General features: G+C 70.2%; 20 protein-coding genes. 1 reads left to right on the forward strand and 19 read right to left on the reverse strand.

The window, feature by feature from the left end:
- Positions 1-72: 72 nt before the first annotated feature.
- The 15 genes from ACZ7DL_RS33220 to ACZ7DL_RS33290 all read right to left on the reverse strand — a co-directional run bounded on the left by ACZ7DL_RS33220 (position 73) and on the right by ACZ7DL_RS33290 (position 16,379).
- Entirely contained in the window at positions 73-888 is an 816-nt protein-coding gene (locus tag ACZ7DL_RS33220; RefSeq protein WP_470779926.1) for a F0F1 ATP synthase subunit delta, read from the reverse strand.
- Complete coding sequence (locus ACZ7DL_RS33225; protein ID WP_470779928.1) at positions 885-1,433, reverse strand: F0F1 ATP synthase subunit B; 549 nt, start codon at positions 1,431-1,433, stop codon at positions 885-887. The genes ACZ7DL_RS33220 and ACZ7DL_RS33225 overlap by 4 nt, the downstream gene beginning before the upstream one ends.
- 38 nt (positions 1,434-1,471) lie before the next feature.
- The gene (locus ACZ7DL_RS33230) at positions 1,472-1,717 is read right to left on the reverse strand and encodes an ATP synthase subunit c family protein (protein ID WP_470779930.1); all 246 of its coding nucleotides are present in this window, start codon (positions 1,715-1,717) and stop codon (positions 1,472-1,474) included.
- 79 nt (positions 1,718-1,796) lie between these two features.
- Positions 1,797-2,567 (reverse strand): F0F1 ATP synthase subunit A, encoded by a 771-nt coding sequence (atpB, locus tag ACZ7DL_RS33235; RefSeq protein WP_470779931.1) that lies wholly within the window; start codon positions 2,565-2,567, stop codon positions 1,797-1,799.
- A 273-nt stretch (positions 2,568-2,840) separates the two neighbouring features.
- Complete coding sequence (locus ACZ7DL_RS33240; RefSeq protein ID WP_470779933.1) at positions 2,841-3,278, reverse strand: hypothetical protein; 438 nt, start codon at positions 3,276-3,278, stop codon at positions 2,841-2,843.
- Between the two features lie 302 nt (positions 3,279-3,580).
- Positions 3,581-4,897 carry an MraY family glycosyltransferase gene (locus tag ACZ7DL_RS33245; protein ID WP_470779935.1) on the reverse strand — a complete coding sequence of 439 codons (1,317 nt, stop codon included), beginning with the start codon at positions 4,895-4,897 and terminating at the stop codon, positions 3,581-3,583.
- A gap of 183 nt (positions 4,898-5,080) precedes the next feature.
- Positions 5,081-6,319, reverse strand: coding sequence for a serine hydroxymethyltransferase (locus tag ACZ7DL_RS33250; RefSeq protein ID WP_470779969.1), 1,239 nt, complete (start codon positions 6,317-6,319; stop codon positions 5,081-5,083).
- An 89-nt stretch (positions 6,320-6,408) separates the two neighbouring features.
- Positions 6,409-7,068, reverse strand: coding sequence for an arsenate reductase/protein-tyrosine-phosphatase family protein (locus ACZ7DL_RS33255; RefSeq protein WP_470779936.1), 660 nt, complete (start codon positions 7,066-7,068; stop codon positions 6,409-6,411).
- Between the two features lie 88 nt (positions 7,069-7,156).
- On the reverse strand, positions 7,157-7,804 hold the full coding sequence (locus tag ACZ7DL_RS33260) for an L-threonylcarbamoyladenylate synthase (protein ID WP_470779938.1): 648 nt from the start codon (positions 7,802-7,804) through the stop codon (positions 7,157-7,159).
- Positions 7,805-7,856: 52 nt separating this feature from the next.
- Entirely contained in the window at positions 7,857-8,702 is an 846-nt protein-coding gene (gene prmC, locus ACZ7DL_RS33265) for a peptide chain release factor N(5)-glutamine methyltransferase (RefSeq protein ID WP_356855071.1), read from the reverse strand.
- A 32-nt stretch (positions 8,703-8,734) separates the two neighbouring features.
- Positions 8,735-9,802, reverse strand: a complete 1,068-nt coding sequence (gene prfA / locus ACZ7DL_RS33270) for a peptide chain release factor 1 (RefSeq protein ID WP_470779940.1) — start codon at positions 9,800-9,802, stop codon at positions 8,735-8,737.
- Positions 9,803-9,907: 105 nt separating this feature from the next.
- Positions 9,908-10,132, reverse strand: a complete 225-nt coding sequence (gene rpmE, locus ACZ7DL_RS33275; protein WP_014675000.1) for a 50S ribosomal protein L31 — start codon at positions 10,130-10,132, stop codon at positions 9,908-9,910.
- Between the two features lie 249 nt (positions 10,133-10,381).
- On the reverse strand, positions 10,382-11,512 hold the full coding sequence (locus ACZ7DL_RS33280; protein WP_470779942.1) for an LCP family protein: 1,131 nt from the start codon (positions 11,510-11,512) through the stop codon (positions 10,382-10,384).
- Between the two features lie 286 nt (positions 11,513-11,798).
- Complete coding sequence (locus ACZ7DL_RS33285) at positions 11,799-14,615, reverse strand: S8 family peptidase (RefSeq protein ID WP_470779944.1); 2,817 nt, start codon at positions 14,613-14,615, stop codon at positions 11,799-11,801.
- 147 nt (positions 14,616-14,762) lie between these two features.
- Positions 14,763-16,379 carry a phospholipase A2 gene (locus ACZ7DL_RS33290; RefSeq protein ID WP_470779945.1) on the reverse strand — a complete coding sequence of 539 codons (1,617 nt, stop codon included), beginning with the start codon at positions 16,377-16,379 and terminating at the stop codon, positions 14,763-14,765.
- A 199-nt stretch (positions 16,380-16,578) separates the two neighbouring features.
- Between ACZ7DL_RS33290 and ACZ7DL_RS33295 the strand changes: the two genes are divergently transcribed.
- Positions 16,579-17,253 (forward strand): hypothetical protein, encoded by a 675-nt coding sequence (locus ACZ7DL_RS33295; RefSeq protein ID WP_470779947.1) that lies wholly within the window; start codon positions 16,579-16,581, stop codon positions 17,251-17,253.
- Positions 17,254-17,412: 159 nt separating this feature from the next.
- Here ACZ7DL_RS33295 and rho read toward each other — a convergent pair whose 3' ends face one another.
- The 4 genes from rho to ACZ7DL_RS33315 all read right to left on the reverse strand — a co-directional run bounded on the left by rho (position 17,413) and on the right by ACZ7DL_RS33315 (position 23,382).
- Positions 17,413-19,407, reverse strand: a complete 1,995-nt coding sequence (gene rho / locus ACZ7DL_RS33300) for a transcription termination factor Rho (RefSeq protein WP_470779949.1) — start codon at positions 19,405-19,407, stop codon at positions 17,413-17,415.
- 406 nt (positions 19,408-19,813) lie between these two features.
- Positions 19,814-20,743: a homoserine kinase gene (gene thrB, locus ACZ7DL_RS33305; protein ID WP_470779951.1), complete on the reverse strand. Its 930-nt coding sequence runs from the start codon at positions 20,741-20,743 to the stop codon at positions 19,814-19,816.
- A gap of 281 nt (positions 20,744-21,024) precedes the next feature.
- Positions 21,025-22,083, reverse strand: coding sequence for a threonine synthase (thrC, locus tag ACZ7DL_RS33310; RefSeq protein ID WP_470779952.1), 1,059 nt, complete (start codon positions 22,081-22,083; stop codon positions 21,025-21,027).
- Between the two features lie 6 nt (positions 22,084-22,089).
- A complete protein-coding gene (locus tag ACZ7DL_RS33315) occupies positions 22,090-23,382 on the reverse strand; it encodes a homoserine dehydrogenase (RefSeq protein ID WP_470779954.1) in 1,293 nt (430 codons plus the stop codon).
- Between the last annotated feature and the right edge of the window lie 66 nt (positions 23,383-23,448).

Raw genomic sequence — 23,448 nt, forward strand, 5'->3', positions numbered from 1 at the left:
TCCTCTGCACGGCCCAACCAGGGCCGTAATTACGTACTGCTTTTCTCGACGTGTCGAGATATCGAGTTGCTGCTAGCTCGCCATGCGGCGGGCGGCCTCGTCCAGCCGGTCCGCGATCGAGCCGTTGATGACCTCGTCACCGACCTGCACCCGGATGCCGCCGACGACCTCGGGGTCGACGTCGAGGTTCAGGTGCATCCGACGCCCGTAGAGCTTGGCCAGGGAGGCGCCGAGGCGCTCCTTCTGCCCGTCGCTCAGCGGCACCGCCGAGGTGACGACGGCGACCATACGGTTCCGGCGCTCGGCGGCGAGCTTGGACAGGGACTCCAGTCCCGCTTCCAGGCTACGTCCACGCGGCGCGGTCGCGAGGCGCGTCACCAGACGCTCGGTGGCCGGCTTGGCCCGTCCGCCCAGCAGCCGGCGCAGCAGCTCGGTCTTGGCCGAGGTGCCGGCGGCACGGTCGGTGAGCGCGGCGCGCAGGTCGGTGTTGGAGGAGACGATCCGGCCGAACCGGAACAGCTCGTCCTCGACGTCGTCGAGCGTGCCCGTCTTCTCCGCGGCCGTGAGGTCGGCGATGCCCGCCAGCTCCTCCAGCGCGTCCACCAGGTCGCGCGACTGCGACCAGCGGGACCGGGCCAGCCCGGACACCAGGTCGGCGGTGGTACCGCTGACCTGGCCACCGATCAGGCGCTGGACCAGCTGAGCCTTTACCTCTCCGGGCTGCGCCGGGTCGGTGAGAACCCGGCGCAGGCCGACCTCGCGGTCGAGCAGCGCGGTGACGGCCGCCAGCTCGTCCGCGAGCTGCACGGCGTCCACGGACGTGGAGTCCGTCAGCGCGTCGAGACGCTCACGTGCGGCTGCCAGGGCCTCGCGGCTCGCTCCGTTCATCGCGTGGCCTCGGCCTTCTCCTCGAGCTCGTCGAGGAAGCGGTCGATCACACGGCTCTGGCGGGCGTGGTCCTCGAGGGACTCGCCGACGAGCTTGCCGGCCAGGTCGGTGGCGAGCTTGCCGACGTCCTGACGCAGCGCGGACGCGGCGGCCTTGCGGTCGGCCTCGATCTGGGCGTGACCGGCGGCGACGATCTCCTCGCGCTGCCGCTGGCCCTCGGCCCGCATCTCGGCGATGAGCGCGGCACCCTGCTCCTGCGCCTCCTGGCGCAGGCGCGCGGCCTCGTGCCGGGCTTCGGCGAGCTGGGCCTTGTACTGCTCAAGGACGCTCTGGGCCTCGACCTTCATGGCGTCGGCCTCTTCGATACCGCCTTCGATCGCCGCGCGGCGCTCCTCCAGAACCTTGTTGATGTTCGGAAGCAGCTTCTTCCAGAAGAAGAAGAACACGATGGCGAAGGCGATGGTGCCGACGAGCAGCTCAGGGCCGGCCGGAATGAGCGGGTTCTGCTCTTCCTCGGCCGCCAGCTGTACCAGGTTGGCGATCACATCAGTGCCTTTCGTCGATCCGTGTCAGGTAAGGGTGATTACTTACCGAACACGAACGGCATAACGATGCCGATGAGGGCGAGCGCCTCACAGAAGGCGAAGCCCAGGATCTGGTTGGCGCGGATCAGACCGGCGGCCTCGGGCTGACGGGCCAGGGCCTGGGTGCCGTTACCGAAGATGATGCCGACGCCGACGCCGGGGCCGATGGCCGCAAGGCCGTAGCCGATGGAACCGAGGGAGCCGTGGACACCGGACTCGGCGGCAAGGGTCTGGAGAGCGGACATGCCGGTTCTTCCTTCTCTTTCATGGACCGGTGGGGGTTGGCCACCGGACGTCTGGGATTTACGGGGCGGGTGGTTCGGCTCAGTGGTGCTCGGCGAGAGCGCCCTGAATGTAGGAGCAGGCGAGGAGCACGAAGACGTACGCCTGGACGGCCTGCACGAAAAGCTCGAAGAGGATCATGACGACGGTCATGACGAAGGACACGCCGGCCGCGGGGATCATCCAGCTGTTCAGCAGGTACCAGGAGGCGACGGTGAACATCACCAGCATCAGGTGACCGGCGAACATGTTGGCGAAGAGTCGCACCGCGTGCGTGAACGGGCGGACGAACAGGTTCGAGAGGAACTCGATGACCATGACGAGCGGCAGCACCGCACCGAGCGACTTGTCGTAGCCGGTCACGTTCTTGAAGAAACCGACGAAACCGTGGCGCTTGAACGTCAGCCCGACCCAGAGGATCCAGACGAGCGCGGCCAGGACGACCGGGAAGGCGAAGACCGAGGCGACCGGGAACTGGGCCAGCGGAACCACGGACCAGATGTTCATGATCCAGATGAAGAAGAAGAGGGAGACCATGAGCGGCACCCACTTCTCGCCCTCGCGCTTGCCGAGGGTCTCGTACACGATGCCGCGGCGCACGAAGTCGTAGCCGGCCTCGCCGACCATCTGAAGCTTGCCCGGGACGACCTTGGCCTTGCCGAAGGCGGCCCAGAAGAACGCGACGACGAGCACGGTGGTGATGAGCGCGAGCAGCATCACCTTGTTGAACTCGAAGCCCCCGACCGTGGCGATCGGCTTGAACAAGAACGAGTGCAGGCCCGGAGCCGGGAAGCCACACCCGTTGTCGGACATGATCCGACAACTCCAGTCAAAGGCGAGCTGGGTCTGGTCAGCACTCACCGCGGGCTCCTTCGGCGTGACGCATAGGTACGGCAACCTCGTTGTGTCGGCGCGGCACACGGCCGCGGATCGGCACCGGACTGGTGTTACGGATGTGGGGGCGGCTGGGGGGCATCGAGCCTCGCGATTGAGCAGGCGTCAGCTCAGATGCCCGCGCCCGCGATGCCGCAGTTGGCACCGGACGATAGCAGGAGATCTCACAAGCCTTTATCCCGCCCCTACCCCTCACGGCTTCGGCCCTGTCTTCTCGGGCTTCTCACTCTTCGCGGAGTCCGGGTCGATGTAGAAGATCTTGGCCTTCATGTGCGCGCGTGCCTGCACAGCCATCCACACGACGGTCGCGACGACGAGCGACACGGCGAACGTCTTCGCGTTGAAGAGGGAGGTGTCCTTGAAAACAGCGACAAAGATCAGGAGGAGCAGCAGCTGGGCGACGTAGAGCATGAGCCCCATCGCCTGAAACAGCTGCGGGAGCGTTTTTGCCGTCCACTGGAGCACGTAGAGGCCGATCCCCATGAACAGGATGGCCAGCACCGTACCGACGGCCGCGCCGAGCGCACCCTTACCCCCCGCGACCGCGGCGCTCACAGCGACGGCGATCGCGCCCGCAGCCGCTGTGGGCACAGCGATCTGCATGAGGTTCCGGGCGTCATTGGACGGCATGGCGGCAACTCCGCTTTCACAGGGGGCAGGGTGTCGTCATGGACGAGCGTAGTCCCGGGCCGAGGGGGTCGAGACCTCACACCGATGGACCATCGCACTGGGTCCTTCGGCTCTATCCGGGGTTCTCGTGAACCGTATCACAAACTATTTGATGAGGTCTTTACCTGGTTGGTGTGCTTGCTGTCACACATGAGAGTGACCGTGCGCGTCTGTGCAAGAACAGCACCGACTTGTCTGGTATTAGGGGGGTTTGCTCCCCCACGACTTGGCAATGCTCTAGTCAGATTCTTACCTTGGCCGTCTCAACGGCGGTCGCTGAAACGCGAACGGGCACCGATCGCGGTCGCGCCGTTGACACCCGAGACGCCGGCCGTGACCGGGGCGCGCTCCTCCGCCTCCGGGGCCTCCGCTTCCGCGGTCCCCGCCGCCACGGCGGCCTCGGGAGCCCCGCGCCGCCTGCGGTACCGCGGCGGCACGAACCGCTGGGCCCACACCGGCACGCGCGGGGTGAAGCGCGGGAGGAGCAGCAGGACCAGGCCGACCGCGCTCAGGAAGACCACGCCCAGCACGATCCACATCGACGCCGAGTTCACGGAGTACGCCAGCGCCCCGAAACCGATCAGCGCCGACCAGAAGTACATGATCAGCACGGCCCGGCTGTGCGAGTGGCCGATCTCCAGCAGGCGGTGGTGCAGATGGCCGCGGTCGGCGGCGAACGGGGACTGACCGCGCCAGGTGCGGCGGACGATCGCCAGGACCAGGTCGGCGGCCGGCACGGCGATGATGGTCAGCGGCAGCAGCAGCGGGATGTAGACGGGGACCGTCTGGTGGACCGCGGCCTTCTCCGAACCGGTGAACAGGGCCAGGGCGTCCGGGTCCACCTGGCCGGTGATGGAGATCGCGCCCGCCGACAGCACCAGGCCGATCAGCATCGAACCCGAGTCGCCCATGAAGATCCGCGCGGGGTGCATGTTGTGCGGCAGGAAGCCCAGGCACATGCCCATCAGGATGGCCGCGAAGAGGGTGCCGGGGGCGGCGGCCTCGATGCCGTACGAGTACCAGATCCGGTAGGCGTACAGGAAGAACGCGGCCGCCGCGATGCACACCATGCCCGCCGCGAGGCCGTCCAGGCCGTCCACGAAGTTCACCGCGTTGATCGTGATGACGACCAGAGCCACCGTGAGCAGCGTGCCCTGCCACTGGGTGAGAGCGACGTTGCCGACGCCCGGGATGGGCAGCCACAGGATCGTCAGACCCTGCATGACCATCACGCCCGCGGCGATCATCTGACCGCCCAGCTTGATCAGCGCGTCGATCTCGAACTTGTCGTCCAGGACGCCGATCAGCCAGATCAGGGCGGCACCGGAGAGCAGCGCCCGCGGCTCGTTCGACTTGGCGAAGACCTCGTTGAGGTTGGTCAGGTGGTCCGCGACCAGCAGGCCCGCGCACAGGCCGAAGAACATCGCGATACCGCCGAGGCGCGGAGTCGGTTCCCGGTGCACGTCCCGGGCTCGGATCTCCGGCATGGCTCCGGCCACGATCGCGAACTTCCGCACCGGCCCTGTCAGCAGATACGTCACCGCGGCCGTGATGCAGAGCGTCAGCAGGTATTCACGCACGGGCTTCCCCACAGGTCTCGCTGGCCATCACAGCCACACACCCTAGCGACGGACGCATGTGGATGAGGACTTCCGGGTAGCGACGATGGTTGCACGCCCAGCTGTGCGCCACGCACCGTGACCGGCCTGCGCCGGCCCACAGCGGGACGACACCAGGGTGTACGGAACTCCGCCTACCCCCGCTCAGCCGGGGTACGGCGGAAACTGGCCGGTGAGTGCGCGCACCTCCTCGCGGGCCGCGGCCGGCTCCGTCCCGCCCCGCAGCACGGCCGCCAGCAGCGCCGCGATCCGCACCATCTCCGGCTCCCCCATGCCCTGGGTGGTCACCGCGGCCGTACCCAGGCGCAGGCCGCGGCCGTCGCCGTGCGGCAGCGCGCAGCAGTCCAGCACCAGGCCGGCCGCGAGGAGCCGGCCGCGCGCGGTGCGGCCGTCCACGCCGAGCGGTGCGGGGTCCGCGGTGATCAGGTGGGTGTCCGTGCCGCCGGTGGTGACGACCAGCCCCTCCGCGGCCAGATGACCGGCCAGCACCCGGGCGTTGGCGACCACCTGATGGGCGTACACGGTGAACGCCGGGGTTGCCGCCTCACCGAACGCGACGGCCTTGGCCGCGATGGTGTGCATCTGGGCGCCGCCCTGGGTGAACGGGAAGACGGCCCGGTCGACGCGCTCGGCCAGCTCCGCGCCGCACAGGATCATCCCGCCGCGCGGGCCGCGCAGCACCTTGTGGGTGGTCGCGCAGACGATGTCCGCGTACGGCACCGGGTTCGGCGCCGCGCCCCCGGCGACCAGCCCGATCGGATGCGCCGCGTCCGCGATCAGATAGGCCCCGACCTCGTCGGCGACCTCGCGGAAGAAGGCGTAGTCGATGTGGCGGGGGTAGGCGATGGAACCGCACACGATGGCCTTGGGCCGGTGGTTGCGGGCCAGGTGGCGCACCTGGTCGTGGTCGATCAGCCCGGTCTCGGCGTCGACGCCGTAGCCGACGAAGTCGAACCAGCGGCCGGAGAAGTTCGCCGGTGAGCCATGGGTGAGGTGGCCGCCGTAGGGCAGGCCGAGGGCGAGGACGGTGTCACCGGGGCGCAGCAGGGCCGCGTAGGCGGCCAGCACGGCCGAGGAGCCGGAGTGCGACTGGACGTTGGCGTGCTCGGCGCCGAACAGGGCCTTGGCCCGGTCGATGGCGGCGCGTTCGGCGACGTCGACGAGCTCGCAGCCGCCGTGGTGCCGGGCGCCGGGGTAGCCCTCGGCGTACTTGTTGGCGAGCGGCGAGCCGAGGGCGGCGAGCACGGCGAGTGAACAGAAGTTCTCGGCGGCGATCAGCTGGAGTGTCGTGGACTGCCGGGCCAGCTCCCCGAGCAGGATCTCGGCCATCGCCGGGTCCTGCCGCCGCAGGACATCGGTCTCGTACGGGGTGGTGACCGACATGACGGACTCCGGGCGGTCGACGGTGACGTATCCCCAATGTAGGCCCGGGGTGCGGCGCACGCGCGATTGTTACGCCCGTTTATGTCGGCTTATGCGCGCGCCGGTACGCCCGTCAACGCCGTCACCACCGGATCCAGCGCGTCGCGTATCTCGTCCCCGATCGAGCGGAAGAACGTCAGCGGGGCGCCGTACGGGTCGTACACCTCGTCCGCCTCCGCGTTCGGGGCGAGCAGCCAGCCGCGCAGCGCCGCCGCCGCACGCACCAGCGCGCGGGCCCGCATGACCACACCGTCCTCCAGGGGCGGCAGGGTGGTCGGGTCTATGGCGCGGACCAGGCGGGTGAACTCCTTCAGGGTGAAGGTGCGCAGGCCCGCCGAATGGCCCATGGAGATGACCTGGGCGCGGTGGTCGCGGGTGGCGGTCAGCACCAGGTCGGCCATGATCACGTGCTCGTCCAGCAGCTCCCGGCCGACGAAGCCGGTGGCGTCCGCGCCGAACTCGGCCAGCACGGTCTCCGCGTTGGCCTCCATGGGCGCGCCCTCGTGGCCCCAGGTGCCCGCGCTCTCCACGACCAGCCCGCCGCCGAGCACGCCGAGCCGCTCCGCGACGAAGTGGCGGGTCAGCCGCTCGGTGATGGGCGAGCGGCACACGTTGCCGGTGCTGACGTGGAGGATGCGGAAGGTGTCGCGCGGAAACCCGAACGTCGTCGTCTCCTCCGCGATGCGGCCCCCGTCGCCTATGCCGGGCATGGGGGCACCCCCTGCTCATGGGGGTGCCCCCGCTCGGGCGAAGCCGAGAGTGGGGCAGGAGCCTCGAGCGCGGGGGACTCAGGGGCCGTCAATTCGCCACCTCGAGGTCGGGTACGACCTTGCGCAGCTCCTCCGGGGAGATGGCGCCCTCGCGCAGCAGCAGCGGCACCTCGCGGGAGACGTCCACGATGGAGGACGGCACGTTGCCCGGGGTGGGGCCGCCGTCGAGGTAGACGGAGACGGAGTCGCCGAGCATCTGCTGGGCGGCGTCGCAGTCCTCCGGCGCCGGGTGACCGGTGAGGTTGGCGGAGGAGACGGCCATCGGGCCGACCTCGGTGAGCAGTTCGATGGCGACCGGGTGCAGCGGCATGCGCACGGCGACCGTGCCCCGGGTGTCGCCGAGGTCCCACTGGAGCGACGGCTGGTGCTTGGCGACGAGCGTCAGGGCACCCGGCCAGAACGCGTCGACCAGCTCCCAGGCCAGCTCGGAGAAGTCCGTGACCAGGCCGTGCAGCGTGTTCGGGGAGCCGATGAGGACAGGGGTGGGCATGTTGCGGCCCCGGCCCTTGGCGGCGAGCAGGTCGGCGACCGCCTCCGAGGAGAACGCGTCCGCGCCGATGCCGTACACCGTGTCGGTCGGCAGCACCACCAGCTCGCCCCGGCGGACGGCGGACGCGGCCTCGCGCAGACCCGTCACGCGGTCGGTTGCGTCGTTGGTGTCGTATCGCCGTGCCATAACTAGCGGGCCTCCTCGTACACGTACTGCGGGGGTGAAGTCTGCGGGGTGCTCACGGCAGCGCCTTGCGGGCGGTGGCGAACCGTGGGCGGTTGTTGAGGTCGGGGTGGTCGGCAGCGTCCGCCCAGCCCCGCTCCTCGGTGAAGATCCACGGCACCTGGCCGCCCTGGGTGTCGGCGTGCTCGATGACGACGACACCGCCGGGGCGCAGCAGCCGGTGTGCGGTGCGCTCGATGCCCCGGATGAGGTCGAGTCCGTCCTCCCCGGAGAACAACGCCATCTCCGGGTCGTAGTCGCGGGCCTCGGGTGCGACGTACTCCCACTCGGTGAGCGGGATGTACGGCGGGTTGGAGATGACCAGGTCGACCTGGCCGTCGAGGTCCGGGAAGGCGGTCAGCGCGTCGCCCTGCCGCAGGTCGACCCTGGAGCCCGCCACGTTCTTGCGGGTCCACACCAGAGCCTCCTCGGACAGCTCCACGGCGTGCACCCGGGAGCGCGGGACCTCCTGGGCGAGGGCGAGCGCGATGGCGCCGGAGCCGGTGCACAGGTCGACGATGCACGGCTCGACCACGTCCATGGCGCGTACGGCGTCTATGGCCCAGCCGACCACGGACTCGGTCTCCGGGCGCGGCACGAACACCCCCGGCCCGACCTGGAGTTCCAGGTACCGGAAGTAGGCCCGCCCGGTGATGTGCTGGAGCGGCTCGCGCTGTTCACGCCGGGCGATGACCTCCCAGTACCGGGCGTCGAAGTCGGCGTCCTTCACGGAGTGCAGTTCGCCGCGCTTCACGCCGTGCACGAACGCGGCGAGCTCCTCCGCGTCGGTGCGCGGCGAGGGCACGCCGGCGTCGGCCAGCCGCTGGGTGGCCTGGGCCACCTCCGCGAGCAGCAGGTTCACGCAAGTCCTCCGTGTGGTCGTACGTGCCTTACTTACGCGGCCGCGAGCTTCGCCGCCGAGTCGGCGTCGACGCAGGCCTGGATCACCGCGTCGAGGTCGCCGTCCAGGACCTGGTCCAGGTTGTACGCCTTGAAGCCGACGCGGTGGTCCGAGATGCGGTTCTCCGGGAAGTTGTAGGTGCGGATCTTCTCGGAGCGGTCGACGGTGCGGACCTGGCTGCGGCGGGCGTCCGCGGCCTCCCTCTCCGCCTCCTCCTGCGCGATGGCGAGCAGCCTGGAGCGCAGGATACGCAGCGCCTGCTCCTTGTTCTGGAGCTGGCTCTTCTCGTTCTGGCAGGAGGCGACGACACCGGTCGGGAGGTGCGTGATCCGCACGGCGGAGTCGGTGGTGTTGACGGACTGACCGCCGGGACCGGAGGACCGGTAGACGTCGATGCGGAGGTCGTTCGGGTTGATCTCGACGTCCACTTCCTCGGCCTCGGGGGTCACGAGGACACCGGCGGCGGAGGTGTGGATACGGCCCTGGGACTCGGTGGCCGGGACGCGCTGCACGCGGTGCACGCCGCCCTCGTACTTCAGCCGGGCCCACACGCCCTGGCCGGGCTCGATCTGTCCGCGGGCCTTCACCGCGACCTGGACGTCCTTGTAGCCGCCCAGCTCGGACTCGGTGGCGTCGATGATCTCGGTCTTCCAGCCGACGCGCTCGGCGTAGCGCAGGTACATGCGCAGCAGGTCGCCGGCGAACAGCGCCGACTCGTCGCCGCCGGCGCCCGCCTTGATCTCCAGAATGACGTCCTTGTCGTCACTCGGGTCGCGCGGGACGAGCAGCAGGCGCAGCTTCTCGGTCAGCTCCTCGCGCTGCTTCTCCAGGTCCTTGACCTCGGCGGCGAAGTCCGGGTCGTCGGCGGCGAACTCGCGCGCGGTCTCGACGTCGTCGCCGGTCTGCTTCCAGGAGCGGTACGTGGCGACGATCGGGGTCAGCTCGGCGTAGCGCTTGTTCAGCTTGCGCGCGTTGGCCTGGTCGGCGTGGACCGACGGGTCGGCGAGCTTCTTCTCCAGGTCGGCGTGCTCGGCGACGAGTTCCTCGACGGCCTCGAACATCTTGGGCTCCTGTACTGCGATGAAGGGAAGGGCGATCGACCAAAAACGCCGGTCCCGGGCACACCCCCGGAAAGGGTGGACCGTGGACCGGCGAAATGGGGCTCGCTACTTCTTGGAGCCGGCGGCAGCCTTGCCGAAGCGGGCCTCGAAGCGGGCCACACGGCCACCGGTGTCGAGGATCTTCTGCTTGCCCGTGTAGAACGGGTGGCACTCGGAGCAGACCTCGGCCCGGATGGTGCCGGACTCGATGGTGCTACGGGTGGTGAACGACGCGCCGCAGGTGCAGCTGACCTGCGTCTCGACGTACGCGGGGTGGATGTCGCGCTTCAAGGTGTCTCCTAGTGTTCCGGGAGGGCGCCGGGTCGCAGCCGCGGGATGCGGAAGCGTGAACCGGAGCCGACGTACCAGTCTGCCAGGACTGGTGCCATCCACCCAAACCGGGGGTGCGGTCGTTCTATTCCTGCGGGTGCGTGAGGGCGCCTACCGAGGTGCCTGGTGATCGCCGTTCGCGAGTGAGGGTGCGTTGCGGCTCGTCGCGCCCGCACTGCGGAGCCGCACATCGATACAGCCCCGCGCCCCTCAGTTGGTCACCACGCCCTTGGCTTCGCCCGTGGCCGTGCCTGCCGTGGCCGACTTCGGGATCGGGCGGTCCTTCTTCAGCGCATCCCACACCAGCTGGGCCTTGGTCTTGTCCAGCAGGACGCGGTTGGGGTTGGCCGGGTCGTACTGGACGGGCATCGTGACCATCTTCATGTGGGACGAGCCGATGCCCTTGAGGCCGTTCGCGAAGTCCATCAGGGCGTTGACCGAGCCGAGGTCGGAGTCGGTGGTGACGGCCTTGGTGGCGGTGTCGGCGAGATCGAACAGCTTCTTCGGGTTCGAGAGGACTCCGACGTGCTTGGCCTGGTCGATCAGGGCCTTGATGAACGCCTGCTGGAGCTGGATCCGGCCCAGGTCGGAGCCGTCGCCGACACCGTGCCGGGTGCGGACCAGGCCGAGGGCCTGCTCGCCGTTCAGGGTGTGCGGGCCGGCCTTGAGGTCCAGGTGGCTCTGGGGGTCCTTGATGTTCTTGGTGGTGGTCACATGGACGCCGCCGAGGTCGTCGATGAGCTGCTGGAAGCCCTCGAAGTCGACCTCCAGGTAGTGGTCCATGCGGATGCCGGTGATCGACTCGACGGTCTTCACCGCGCAGGCCGCACCCCCGGTGGAGTACGCCTCGTTGAACATCACGCCGGACGCGGCGGAGTGCGTGGTGCCCTTGGTGTCGGTGCACTGGGGGCGGTCGACCAGGGTGTCGCGCGGAATCGAGACCACGCCGGCCTTCTTGTGGCCCTCGTAGACGTGGACGATCATCGCCGTGTCGGAGCGGGCGCTGCCGTCGTCCGTGCCGCCGCCGAGCTTCCTGTTCTTGCCGGAACGGGTGTCCGAGCCGAGGACCAGGATGTTCTCGGAGCCGTTGTCGATCTTCGTGGGCCGGTCGCCGCCGAGGGCCTGGTTGATGTCGACGCTGTGCAGGTTGCCGTTGAGCTTGAAGTACACGTAGCCGGCGCCGGCACCGCCCAGCACCACCACGCCCGCGGCCGTCCAGGCCGTCGCGCGCAGGGCCTTGCTCCCCGTACTGCGGGCCTTGCGCCGGCGGCCCTTGCCCCGGCGGGGGCGGGATCCGGTCGTGCCCGGCTCGGTTATGGCGGGCGTGCTCTCGGCGGCCACATCGCTCCTAGGTCTCGGCGGTCGATTACCCCCTGCGGTCAGGGTCGGGCGCGGTCGTCACCGCTCCATCGTCGCTCCCCCTGGTCAGACGGAGAAACTCGGGAAAGGGTTGCACAACGCACCGTGCCCCTCGCGTACAGCGAGGGGCACGGTGCGTAGTCACCCGGTACGAGTGGCACTGCGTTCACCTGCGGATTCGGCTCCGGAGGTGGTCCCCCTGGAAGCCGGCGCCCGCCGAGACCCCTGTGGCAGAGGTCTCGGCGCTACGCCTCCGGGGAGCCGTCGCTCACCGGGCCGACATGCCGAACCGCAGCCCGGCGGCCGGGAGGCCGCCCGTGCCCGGGGCGTAGGTGGTGACCGGCTGCACGGTGCCTCCGGTCACATTCGCCCACGGCATCGCGTACAGGGAGCCGTAGGCGCCCGGTCCGTAGGGCATGCCGAGGTAGAGGTTGGTCTGCGTGCCGTACAGGCTGATGCCCGCGTTCTGCCCGGCGGCCGGGGTTCCCGGCATGCCGGAGCCGTTGCCGGCCTCGATCCACCGGTCGGTGGCACCCGGCGCGCTGCGCAGGCCGAAGACCGACACGGCACCCGCGTCGGCGACCGTGCCGATGTCCTCGCCCGGCACACCGACGGCCATCACCAGGGTGGTGTCGGTGACGGTCGCCCCCGGGTCCCGGTTGACGATGGCCACCTGGGCGCCCATGCGGTCACCGGCCTCCGGTGCTCCGGTGACGTCGTCGGGCGTCTGCTCGTAGCCGCTGTTGACCTCCGTGATCGCGGGATCGACGGTCTTGTCCACCCTGACCACGACGGCACGTCCGGCGTCGGCCTTGGACGCCCCTCCATAGGTGATGTCCTCGCCCGGGACGCCGATGGCGATGTACGTGCCCCGCCGGGGCCACGGGAAGCCCTGCATGAACAGACCGTCGGTGGCCGAGACCGCCGCACCGAACTGGTCCCCCGCCTGTGCGTCACCGCTCACGTACGGGCTGGCCTGGTCGACGGACGCCACGTGGGCCGGGACACCGCTGCTGTTCAGGTCGTGGCTCATCACATCGACCTGGCCCGAGACCACCTCGGATCCGTTCGGGCCCGACGCGTAGGGCATGACGCCCTCGCCCGGAATGCCGACCACCACGTACGAGGGGGTCGCGGTGACGGAGGAACCGAACTTGTCGCCCGCCTCCAGCGTGCCCGCCACCCCTGAACTGCCCTGGATCAGCGTCCGGTTGACGGTGCCGCGCAGATAGAAGGCGGCGCCTGTGTCGGCCTTGCCGTCGATGTCCTCACCGGGCACTCCGATGACCAGGTACGGCTCCTGATCGAGCGTGAGGCCGGCGGCGACGGCGGCGCCCATGCGGTCCCCGGATTCCGAGGCCGCGGCGAGGACGCTCTCCGTGCCCGTCCCCTGTTCGAGGTGGAGTGCCGCCCTGCCGGAGCCGAGGCCGCCGGAGGCTCCGTAGATCACGTCCACGGTGCCCGCGTCCGTCGCGCTGCCGACGTCCTCGCGGGAGGTGCCGACGACCAGGTCGGTGCAGCCGTCCTTGTTGTGGTCGACGACGGCGAGGGAGTCGCCGAAGTAGTCGTTCGCCTCGGCGTCGCCGGGCACCGAGGCGAGGTCCTGGTTCAGCTCGGACGTGCCCTTGCCAGCGCCGTAGACGACCCGCACGAGGCCGGCCTTGGCGTCACCGCCGACACTCGCCTCGGGGTCGGCGACGGCGATGTCCTCTTTCCGGTCGCAGTTGAAGTCGTTGCCGACGGGGAGCGGCTGGCCGGCTTCTGCGCCGAGCGCCCGGGCGACGTCGATGCGGGGCGTGTCGGCACCCGTGTAGGTGATGCTCTTCCCGCTGTTCTTCAGCCGCGACTCCAGGTTCGCGATGCTGTCGCCGGGGAACGCCTGCCGCAGGATCGCGAGGGCGCCGGCCACGTGCGGCGCGGCCATGGAGGTGCCGTTCTTGGAGGCGTACCCGTCGCCGGGAACCGAGGAGATGATGCCGGTGCCGGGGGCGAGGAGGTCCAGCATCGGGCCGCGGTTGGTGAACCCGGACAGTTGGTCGTCGTCGGTGGTGGAACCGACCGCGATCGCGTTGGGCACGCAGGCGGGGGCGCTCACCGCGTCGGTGTACGCGTTGTTGCCGGCCGCGACCACGGTGGCGACGCCGGCGGCGAGCAGGTTGTCGATGGCCGACTTGCGCGGGTCGCTGTCGCAGGCGGTGGCGTACCGGCCGGCGCCCAGGCTCAGGTTCGCGGCCACCAGCGGTGTCCCGGACTGCCGCAGCTGAAGCACCTTCTCCAGCCCGGCGAGCTGGGCGCTGGTGAAGCTGAGCGCGCACGGTGCGGCGCCGGCGCCGCAGACGTCCTCGGAGTCGAACTTGCTGAACACCTGGATGGCCACGATGTTCGCACCGGGGGCGACACCGCGCTTGGGGGCTCCGGTGAGGCCCGCGCCGTTGCCGGCCACGATGCCGGCCACGTGGGTTCCGTGGTCGCAGTCGGTCATGGTCGCGCAAGGGCCGGTACCGGAGTCGGCCGTACCCGGCCCCTCCTGGTGGTCGTTCCCGTCGGGGCACAGGCTGGTTGCGGTGTAGTCGGGGTCGACCGGCGAGAAGCACGCCTCGGCGATGACCCGGTCCTTGAGGAACGGGTGCCTGGTCGCCACGCCGGTGTCCAGGACGGCCACCACGCTGCCCGCGCCGGTCATGCCCTGGGCGGATGCCTGGTCGGCGCCGATGACGGGGACGCTCTCGTCCAGGGACGGCCGCGCCGGGACGTCCTCGGTGACGCTGACCACGCCCGGCTGGGCGGCCAGCTGGTCCAGCCCGCTCCGGTCGACCTTGAGGGTGACGACCGGCAGGGTCTCGAACGACTGCACCGTCTCACCGGCCGATGCCGCGGCGGAGAGGTCCGTGCGGTTCTCGGTGAGGACGTTGACGCGGACGGTGCCGCCAGCGGAGGTCGCGTCGTACAGCGGCGGATCGACCGGATCGTCGGTCGTCGCGGCCGCCGCGGTGGCACTGCGTGGCGCCGCGGCATGGGCCGGCAGGGCGCCGAGGGTCACGGCCATCACCGCGGTGACGACCGTGGTCCATATCGGTTTCTTCACTGTCGCTCCGGTGGGAAGCGGGCATGACTGGGCCCGCTGGTGCGTGTGCGGGGAAGGAGCCGAGCGTGAGAAGGCCGGACGGCGAATGGTTCCGTCGTCCGGCCGGGCCGCTCGTCGGCGTGTTCCGTCGGAAGGCTGTGCCGCGGATCAGGTGGCGTTGGCGCCGTTCTTCGGGTTGCCGTACTTCTGGACGGCCTTGAGGTACGTGTACGCGATGCTGCGGCACACGCTCTTGAACCGGTAGGCCGAGCAGGTGTAGTCGCGGAGCGTGGTGTGGAAGGCGTTGTCCACGTTCGACTTCTTGCTGCGGTCGAGGTAGTACTTGTAGCCCTTGTAGGTGTTGCCGATCAGGCCGTACCCGTAGTCGTGCATGTCGCAGGCGGAGCGGAAGTCGTAGCCGGACGGCTTGTCCGGAGCGCTCGTGCAGTGGTCGTGGTTGATGCCGACCACCCAGTAGCCGCTGGGCAGCTGCTTCCAGTACGGGGCGTGCCAGCCGTAGTGGGCCACCCACGCGGCGCAGCCGCTCTTCGTGTACCACAGCCAGGACGTGGCGGTGTCGCAGTAGCGCGGGTACGCCTGCGGGTCGGAGATCTCACCGGTGGTGAAGTCCGTGGCAGGCGGGCCGGAGGCGTTGGGGTCGGTGATTCCGGCCGCGCCCTGGAACTCGGACTGCGAGGCCGGGCGCGCCAGGCCGGTGGACTCGACGTTCGGGGCGGCCGACTCCGCCGGGAAGGTGAGGTCCCAGGCGCCGTTGGCCGGGGAGCTGATCTCGGAGACGCGGCCGGTCGTGTCGTAGGAGTACGACGCCACGGGGTCCGCGCTCTCGACGGGGTTGGTCATGGTCCGCAGCAGGCCCGAGGCGTCGTAGGCGTACCGGGCGACCGTCTGCGTCGTGGAGCCGCTGGTGACCGTGATCGCCTTGGCACGGCCCAGGTAGTCGCCGTACGACGAGCCGGAGGCCGTCGTGGTCGACGCGTAGGTGACCGTCAGCGACTGCTGCGGGGTCTCCCCGGCGGCCGGCTCGGTGATCGTGGAGACGCGGCCCTGGGCGTCGTAGCCGACCGTGGACGTGCCGTTGGACGTGCTGCCCACGCCGGTGACCCGCCACTTGTCGGTGCCGGGCGCCGCCTGCTTCCACGTGAAGGTGGGCTTGAGGTCCGCGGCCGGCATCGGATTCCCGGCGGCGTCGGTGAAGGTGTCGTCCCCGGCCTGCGTCGCGGACAGGTCCGCGCCGAGGCTTTCGACGATGGTGGTGACCATCGCTCCGGCCGAGGTGTCCCACTTCGTGGTCTCGGTGATCTTGGAGCCGTCGGTGGTCTCGTACTTGTTGACACCGCCGCCACTCGGATAGGCGATGCTGCTCGTCAGGCCGTAGCGGAACGATTCACCGACCCCGAGGTCGGTGACCATGATGTCGCTGCCCTGCTGTTCCAGCTTGCGGTTGAGCGTGCCGCCGAGGAATTCCGCTTCCCACCCGGGGCCGAAGGCACCGATGTCGGCGCGGGACGCGGGCGCCGATTCCGGCTGCGCGATGCCGCCCGACTGCGCGACGACGCTGTGCCTGCGGCCGATGGCGCCGACGGCCACGTCGCTTTCGGCGATCTCGAAGGACTGGGTCCCGGAGAAGTACAGGCCGGGGCCTATCTGCTGGATCTCGCCCGTGGCGAGCGGCGGATCCACGGTGGCTGCCGCCGCGGGATGCAGCGGAAGCAGCAGTGACAAAGAGAGCGCCGTGATGACCGGCACACCTGCCTTGCGCACCATTCCCCCCTATTTTGATCAACTCGGTTGATCGCCAGACCATAAGGAGCTGATCAGCACCCCCACAAGATCCCACATAAGGAATCATGGAATCCGTTTATTTGCGGGGGTGAAGGGCCGTCGAGGCGCGCGGCCAAGCGGGGAGCGCATCCGGGTACGCGTACTCATGGCCACCGTCCGAGCCCGTCCGGAGACTGTCACCATGCGACGAATTCCTGTCTGTTTCCAAGGAGTTGTCCGTTCTCCGCACCGCCTGGGACTCACCCTCGCGGCCACCATCCTCGCCGCGCTTGCGCTCGCCGCCTGCGGCACACAGAAGAGAGCCCGGAAGACACCGGACGGGGCCGCCGGCGCCGCTTCAGGCGGCGAGCCGCCCACCCCGGACCCGCAGGTCGCCTTCATGGACATGCTCAATTCGGTCGGACAGCCGTGTGCACCGGACAGCCCGCCCGGGCAGGAGCCGGCCGCCGTGGACGAGAAACCGCCGACCGCCCCCGGGGAGCCGCTGCCGGTCGACGAGTCCGCGCCCGGCGGCACCGGGCCGACGCCGGACGCCTCCGCGACGGCGCGGGAAGCGGAGCTGAGCGAGGTCGAGAGGTGCGAGGGCCGCCTGCACGCCGAGCGCATCACCGAGGCGCTCAGCGGTCTGGCCGACCCGACGCCCGACCAGGTCAGGACGGCTCTGAACGGTCTCGGCTACATCGACGAGCGCATCCACGGCCTCCGGCGCTCCGGTGCGACCACACGGTTCTTCCTCGACCTGCGGGTCATGGGAGGTTCCCTGGGCCTGGACGGCTCGGTGACCGGCACGAGGGCGGTCGTCAGGGCGTTCGCAGCCCCCGCGACGGGCCCCTTCACCGCGGCAAAGCGGAGGTAAGGACCCCGGAATTATGTGACCGGCATCACTTCAGAAAGGGGAACCTACCCGGCCCGACACACGTCGCCTGGGCCGGCACGCGCCATCCCGGACCCACACAGCGCGAAGGGCCGCCCCCGGTCGTGGGAGCGGCCCTTGCTACGGCGTACGGCGCGATGGTCAGTCGTTGCCCGGCGTCGGCGTCGTCTTCTGGATCTGCATCAGGAACTCGCCGTTCGACTTGGTCTGCTTCATCTTGTCGAGAAGCAGCTCGATCGCCTGCTGCTGGTCGAGCGCGTGCAGCACCCGGCGCAGCTTCCAGACGACCGCCAGCTCCTCGTTGCCGAGCAGGATCTCTTCCTTACGGGTACCGGACGCGTCCACGTCCACCGCCGGGAAGATGCGCTTGTCGGCGAGCTTCCGGTCGAGCTTGAGCTCCATGTTGCCGGTGCCCTTGAACTCCTCGAAGATCACCTCGTCCATGCGGGACCCGGTGTCCACGAGAGCCGTGGCGAGGATGGTCAGCGAGCCGCCGTCCTCGATGTTGCGCGCCGCGCCGAAGAACCGCTTCGGCGGGTAGAGCGCGGTCGAGTCGACACCACCGGACAGGATGCGGCCGGAGGCCGGGGCGGCCAGGTTGTAGGCACGACCCAGACGCGTGATGGAGTCGAGCAGCACGACGACGTCGTGGCCCAGCTCCACCAGGCGCTTGGCGCGCTCGATGGCGAGCTCGGCGACCGTGGTGTGGTCCTCGGCCGGGCGGTCGAAGGTCGAGGAGATGACCTCGCCCTTGACCGACCGCTGCATGTCGGTGACCTCTTCCGGACGCTCGTCGACGAGGACGACCATCAGGTGGCACTCGGGGTTGTTGTGCGTGATCGCGTTGGCGATCGCCTGCATGATCATGGTCTTGCCGGTCTTCGGCGGAGCCACGATCAGACCGCGCTGGCCCTTACCGATCGGCGAGACCAGGTCGATGATGCGGGTGGTGAGCACGCCCGGGTCGGTCTCCAGGCGGAGCCGGTCCTGCGGGTAGAGCGGGGTCAGCTTGTTGAACTCCGGGCGGCCACGGCCGTGTTCGGGCGCCATGCCGTTGACCGAGTCCAGGCGGACCAGCGCGTTGAACTTCTCGCGGCGCTCGCCCTCCTTCGGCTGGCGGACCGCACCGGTGACGTGGTCACCCTTGCGCAGGCCGTTCTTGCGGACCTGGGCGAGGGAGACGTACACGTCGTTCGGGCCGGGCAGGTAGCCGGAGGTCCGGATGAAGGCGTAGTTGTCGAGGATGTCCAGGATGCCCGCGACGGGGATCAGAACGTCGTCCTCGGCGACCTGCGGCTCGGCGATCTCGTCGCGGCCACGACGGCCACGGCGGTCGCGGTAGCGGCCCCGACGGCCACGGCGGCCGCCCTCGAAGTCGTCGTCGTCCTGCTGACGGTCCTGCTGGCGGTCCGGCCGGCCGCCCTGCTGCTGACGCTGCTGGCCGCCCTGCTGCTCGTCGCCCTTGTTACGGCGGTCGCGGTCACGGTCGCGGTCGCGGTCACGGCCGCGCTCGCGGCGGTCGCGGCGGCCACGGCCCTCGCCGTCACCGGCGTCACCCTTGCCCTCGCCCTGCTGCTGCGCGGGCGCCTCGGCCTTGGCCTCGGCGGCGACGGTCTCGGCGCTGCTCGGGGCCGGGCTGCCCGCCTCGGCGGTGGCACGGCGGCGACGGCGCTCGGCCGGGGCGTCGTCTCCCCCACGCTCGGCTTCGCTCGCGCGGGCGGTGCCCCCACCCGGCTGGCCGGGGATCTCGATCTGCTGCTGGGCCACGGCCTTCTCGGCGGGGGCTGTGGAGGACTTGGCCTCGGCCTTCTTCTCCGCGTCCTCGCCCGTGCGGGCCTTCGAGGTGGCCCGGCGCTTGGGCTTGGTCTCGGTGGCGGCCTCGGCCTTGGGGGCGGCGCCCCCGGCGGCCTGCGCCTCCTTGATGACCTCGATCAGCTGGCTCTTGCGCATCCGCGCGGTGCCCCTGATCCCGAGGCCCGAGGCAACCTGCTGAAGCTCGGCCAGCACCATGCCCTCGAGGCCGGTACCGCGGCGCCGCCGGGAGCCGGCACCGGTGGCAGGCGCGGAGGCGTCCGTGGCGGGCGCGGCAGCGGTCTCCTCGACACGTGCGCCCATCAGATCGGTGGTGTCGCTCACGAAGGGTCCTTCCCTGGAGCGGACGTCGGCCTGTCTGGCTCGGCGACCGGTTGTGCTGTCCGGCTACGGTTCTGTCTTCCGTGAACCGTGCCGGGGCGGTGGTCCGCCAAAGCGGCGGAAGAAATGTGCGGTGATGGCGCTTCCGCGAGTCGTGGCACCCAGTGTCACGTGGCGTGGTAGCACCGATTCCGGAGCGTGCCCGGCGGACCGCTCAGTGTCCGCATACGACGTACTGCCCAGGTACGACGCAAGGAACACGGAGTGGCGCGGGAGGCTCCCGGAGGAATGTCTGTCCCGGACGGGGACACGAGGCACCTCGCCATGGTGAGGTCGGGTGCAGACTTGAGGTTAACACTACCGGATCCAACAAACATTCCCCCTCTCCAAATCCGGCAACCGTACGCAGTTAATCAACACCGGAGGTCGCAAGCGGCAGCACGCTCGCTCCCTGTACGTCCAGGCTCAGCCTGTTGGCGGCCCAGTCGGCGCCGGCCAGGGCTTCCACCTTGTCGGCGGAGCCGGCGTCGACGAGGGCCATGACGGTGGGCCCGGCACCCGAGATCACCGCCGGGATGCCGTCGGCCCGCAGCCGCTCCACCAGCGCGGCGCTCTCCGGCATGGCCGGGGCGCGGTACTCCTGGTGGAGGCGGTCCTCGGTGGCGGGCAGCAGCAGCTCGGGGCGCCTGGTCAGGGCCTCGACGAGCAGGGCGGCGCGGCCCGCGTTGGCGGCGGCGTCGACGTGCGGCACGGTGCGTGGGAGCAGGCCGCGCGCGGTTTCGGTCAGAACCGGCTTTCCGGGCACGAAAACCACCGGAACGATGGAATCGTTCGGCTCCATCCTGATGGCCCGGGCGGTGCCGGCCTCCATCCAGGACAGGGTGAAGCCGCCGAGCAGACAGGCGGCCACGTTGTCCGGGTGGCCCTCGATCTCGGTGGCCAGCTCCAGCAGCGCGGCGTCGTCCAGGCGGGCCTCGCCGCCTATGGTCACCGCGCGGGCGGCGACGATGCCGGCGCAGATGGCGGCGGAGGAGGAGCCGAGGCCCCGGCCGTGCGGGATGCGGTTGGCGCAGACGATCTCCAGGCCCCGGGGCTGTCCGCCCAGCAGGTCGAAGGCGGTGCGCAGGGAGCGGACGAGGAGGTGACTCTCGTCCCGCGGCAAGGTCTCGCCGCCCTCACCCGCGATGTCGATGTGCAGCCCGGAGTCGGCCACCCGGACCACGACGTCGTCGTAGAGCCCCAGCGCCAGGCCCAGGGCGTCGAAGCCCGGACCGAGATTGGCACTGGTGGCGGGAACGCGCACCCGGACGGCGGCGGCGCGGAACGCTGGACCGGCCATCGCTCGAAGACTCTCCTTGAGCTGCGTGACGGTCGAATGGCATCGAGGGGGCTCGGTGGACATTCGACCGATGTTCGGTGGACATCCGATGACGTACGAGGACCCGTCGGGCCGCGGAGACGCCGCGGCGCCGTGCCATGCGCGAGGGCATATGCGGCAGGCGGGTTCGATACAGCCTATCGAAGGAAGGTTCTGTGGCGACATAGGGCGCACAGGAGGCGCACGATGCGTGTCGTAAGCCCCCTGTGCCCCCTGTCAGGGATTTCCCGGCACCGGGGCGCTCAGGCGAGGCCCAGGCGCTCGGCCGCGCCCGCCGCCTCGACCGGGACGGTGACCGGCTGCGGGGCGCCGGCGACGGCCCAGTCGGGGTCCTTCAGGCCGTTGCCGGTGACGGTGCACACGATGCGCTGGCCGGGGTCGACCTTGCCCTGCTCGGCGGCCTTGAGCAGACCGGCCACGGAGGCGGCGGAGGCGGGCTCCACGAAGACGCCCTCCTGCGCGGCCAACAGGCGGTAGGCGCGCAGGATTTCACGGTCCGTCACCTCGTCGATGAACCCGCCGGACTCGTCCCGCGCGGCCAGGGCGTACTGCCAGGAGGCGGGGTTGCCGATGCGGATGGCGGTGGCGATGGTCGACGGGTCCTTGACGACCTCGCCGCGCACGATCGGGGCACTGCCGGAGGCCTGGAAACCCCACATTCGGGGGGTTTGGGCGGCGATACCGTCGGCGGCGTACTCCTTGTAGCCCTTCCAGTAGGCGGTGATGTTGCCCGCGTTGCCGACCGGGAGGACGTGGATGTCGGGCGCGTCGCCGAGCATGTCCACGATCTCGAAGGCGGCCGTCTTCTGACCCTCGATACGCACCGGGTTGACCGAATTCACCAGCGCCACGGGGTAGTTGTCGCTCAGTTCCCGCGCGAGGGTGAGGCAGTCGTCGAAGTTGCCGTCGACCTGGAGGATCTTCGCGCCGTGCACGAGGGCCTGGCCCATCTTGCCGAGGGCGATCTTGCCCTGCGGCACCAGCACGGCGGAGACCATGCCGGCCCGCACCGCGTACGCGGCGGCGGAGGCGGAGGTGTTTCCGGTGGAGGCGCAGATGACGGCCTTGGCCCCCTCCTCCTTCGCCTTGGAGATGGCCATCGTCATGCCGCGGTCCTTGAAGGACCCGGTGGGGTTGGCGCCCTCCACCTTGAGGTGGACCTCGCAGCCCGTGCGCTCGGAGAGCACCTGCGCGGGCACGAGCGGCGTGCCGCCCTCGCGGAGCGTCACGACCGGCGTGGTGTCGGATACCGGAAGCCTGTCCCGGTACTCCTCGATGATTCCGCGCCACTGGTGGGTCATTGCTGGTTACTCTCCTTCAACCCGCATGATGCTGGCGACACCCCGCACGGTGTCGAGCTTGCGCAGTGCCTCGACGGTCCCGGTGAGGGAGGCGTCGGAGGCCCGGTGGGTGACGACGACGAGGGAGGCCTCGCCGTCCTTGCCCGACTGCCGGACGGTGTCGATCGACACCCCGTGCTCGGCGAACACGGTCGCGACCTGGGCGAGCACGCCCGGTTTGTCCGCGACGTCGAGACTGATGTGATAGCGCGTGACGACCTCGCCCATCGGGGAGACGGTCAGGTCGGCGTACGCGGACTCGCCGGGCCCGGTGGTGCCGCTCAGCCGGTTGCGGCAGACGGCGACGAGGTCGCCGAGGACGGCGGAGGCGGTGGGCGAACCGCCGGCGCCGGGGCCGTAGAACATGAGCTGCCCGGCCGCGTCCGACTCCACGAAGACGGCGTTGTAGGCGCCGCGCACGGAGGCGAGCGGGTGGCTGAGCGGAATCATCGCGGGATGCACGCGCGCGGTGACCGACGACCCGTCCTTCGACCGCTCGCAGATGGCGAGCAGCTTGATGGTGCAGCCCATCTCCTTGGCGGAGCGGAAGTCGGCGGCCGTGACCTCGGCCATGCCCTCGCGGTAGACGTCGTCCAGGCGTACCCGCGTGTGGAAGGCGATACCGGCGAGGATGGCGGCCTTGGCGGCGGCGTCGAAGCCCTCGACGTCGGCGGTCGGGTCGGCCTCCGCGTACCCCAGGGCGGTGGCCTCGTCCAGGGCCTCCTGGTAGCCCGCCCCCGTGGAGTCCATCTTGTCGAGGATGAAGTTGGTGGTGCCGTTGACGATGCCGAGCACCCGGTTGACCTTGTCCCCGGCGAGGGACTCGCGCAGCGGGCGGATCAGCGGGATCGCACCGGCGACGGCGGCCTCGTAGTACAGATCCCTGCCGTTCTCCTCGGCGGCGGCGTGCAGGGCGGCCCCGTCCTGGGCGAGCAGGGCCTTGTTGGCGGACACGACCGACGCCCCGTGCTCGAAGGCCGTGGTGATCAGGGACCGGGCGGGCTCGATCCCGCCGATGACCTCGATCACCACGTCGATGTCGCCGCGTTTGACGAGGGCGGTGGCGTCGGTGGTGACGAGGGCCGGATCGATGCCCTCACGCACCCTGCTGGGACGCCGTACGGCGACACCGGCGAGCTCGACCGGGGCCCCGATCCGGGCGGCGAGGTCGTCGGCGTGCGTCGTCATGATGCGCGCCACCTCTGAGCCGACCACTCCACAGCCCAGCAGCGCCACCTTCAGCGGACGCGTACGCATCATCCGACCTCGTTTCCTCATACCGTCTACGGTTGGACCAGTCTCACTCACCGGACGGGAGTTTCTACC

The organism is Streptomyces sp. NPDC036984 (assembly GCF_055607665.1).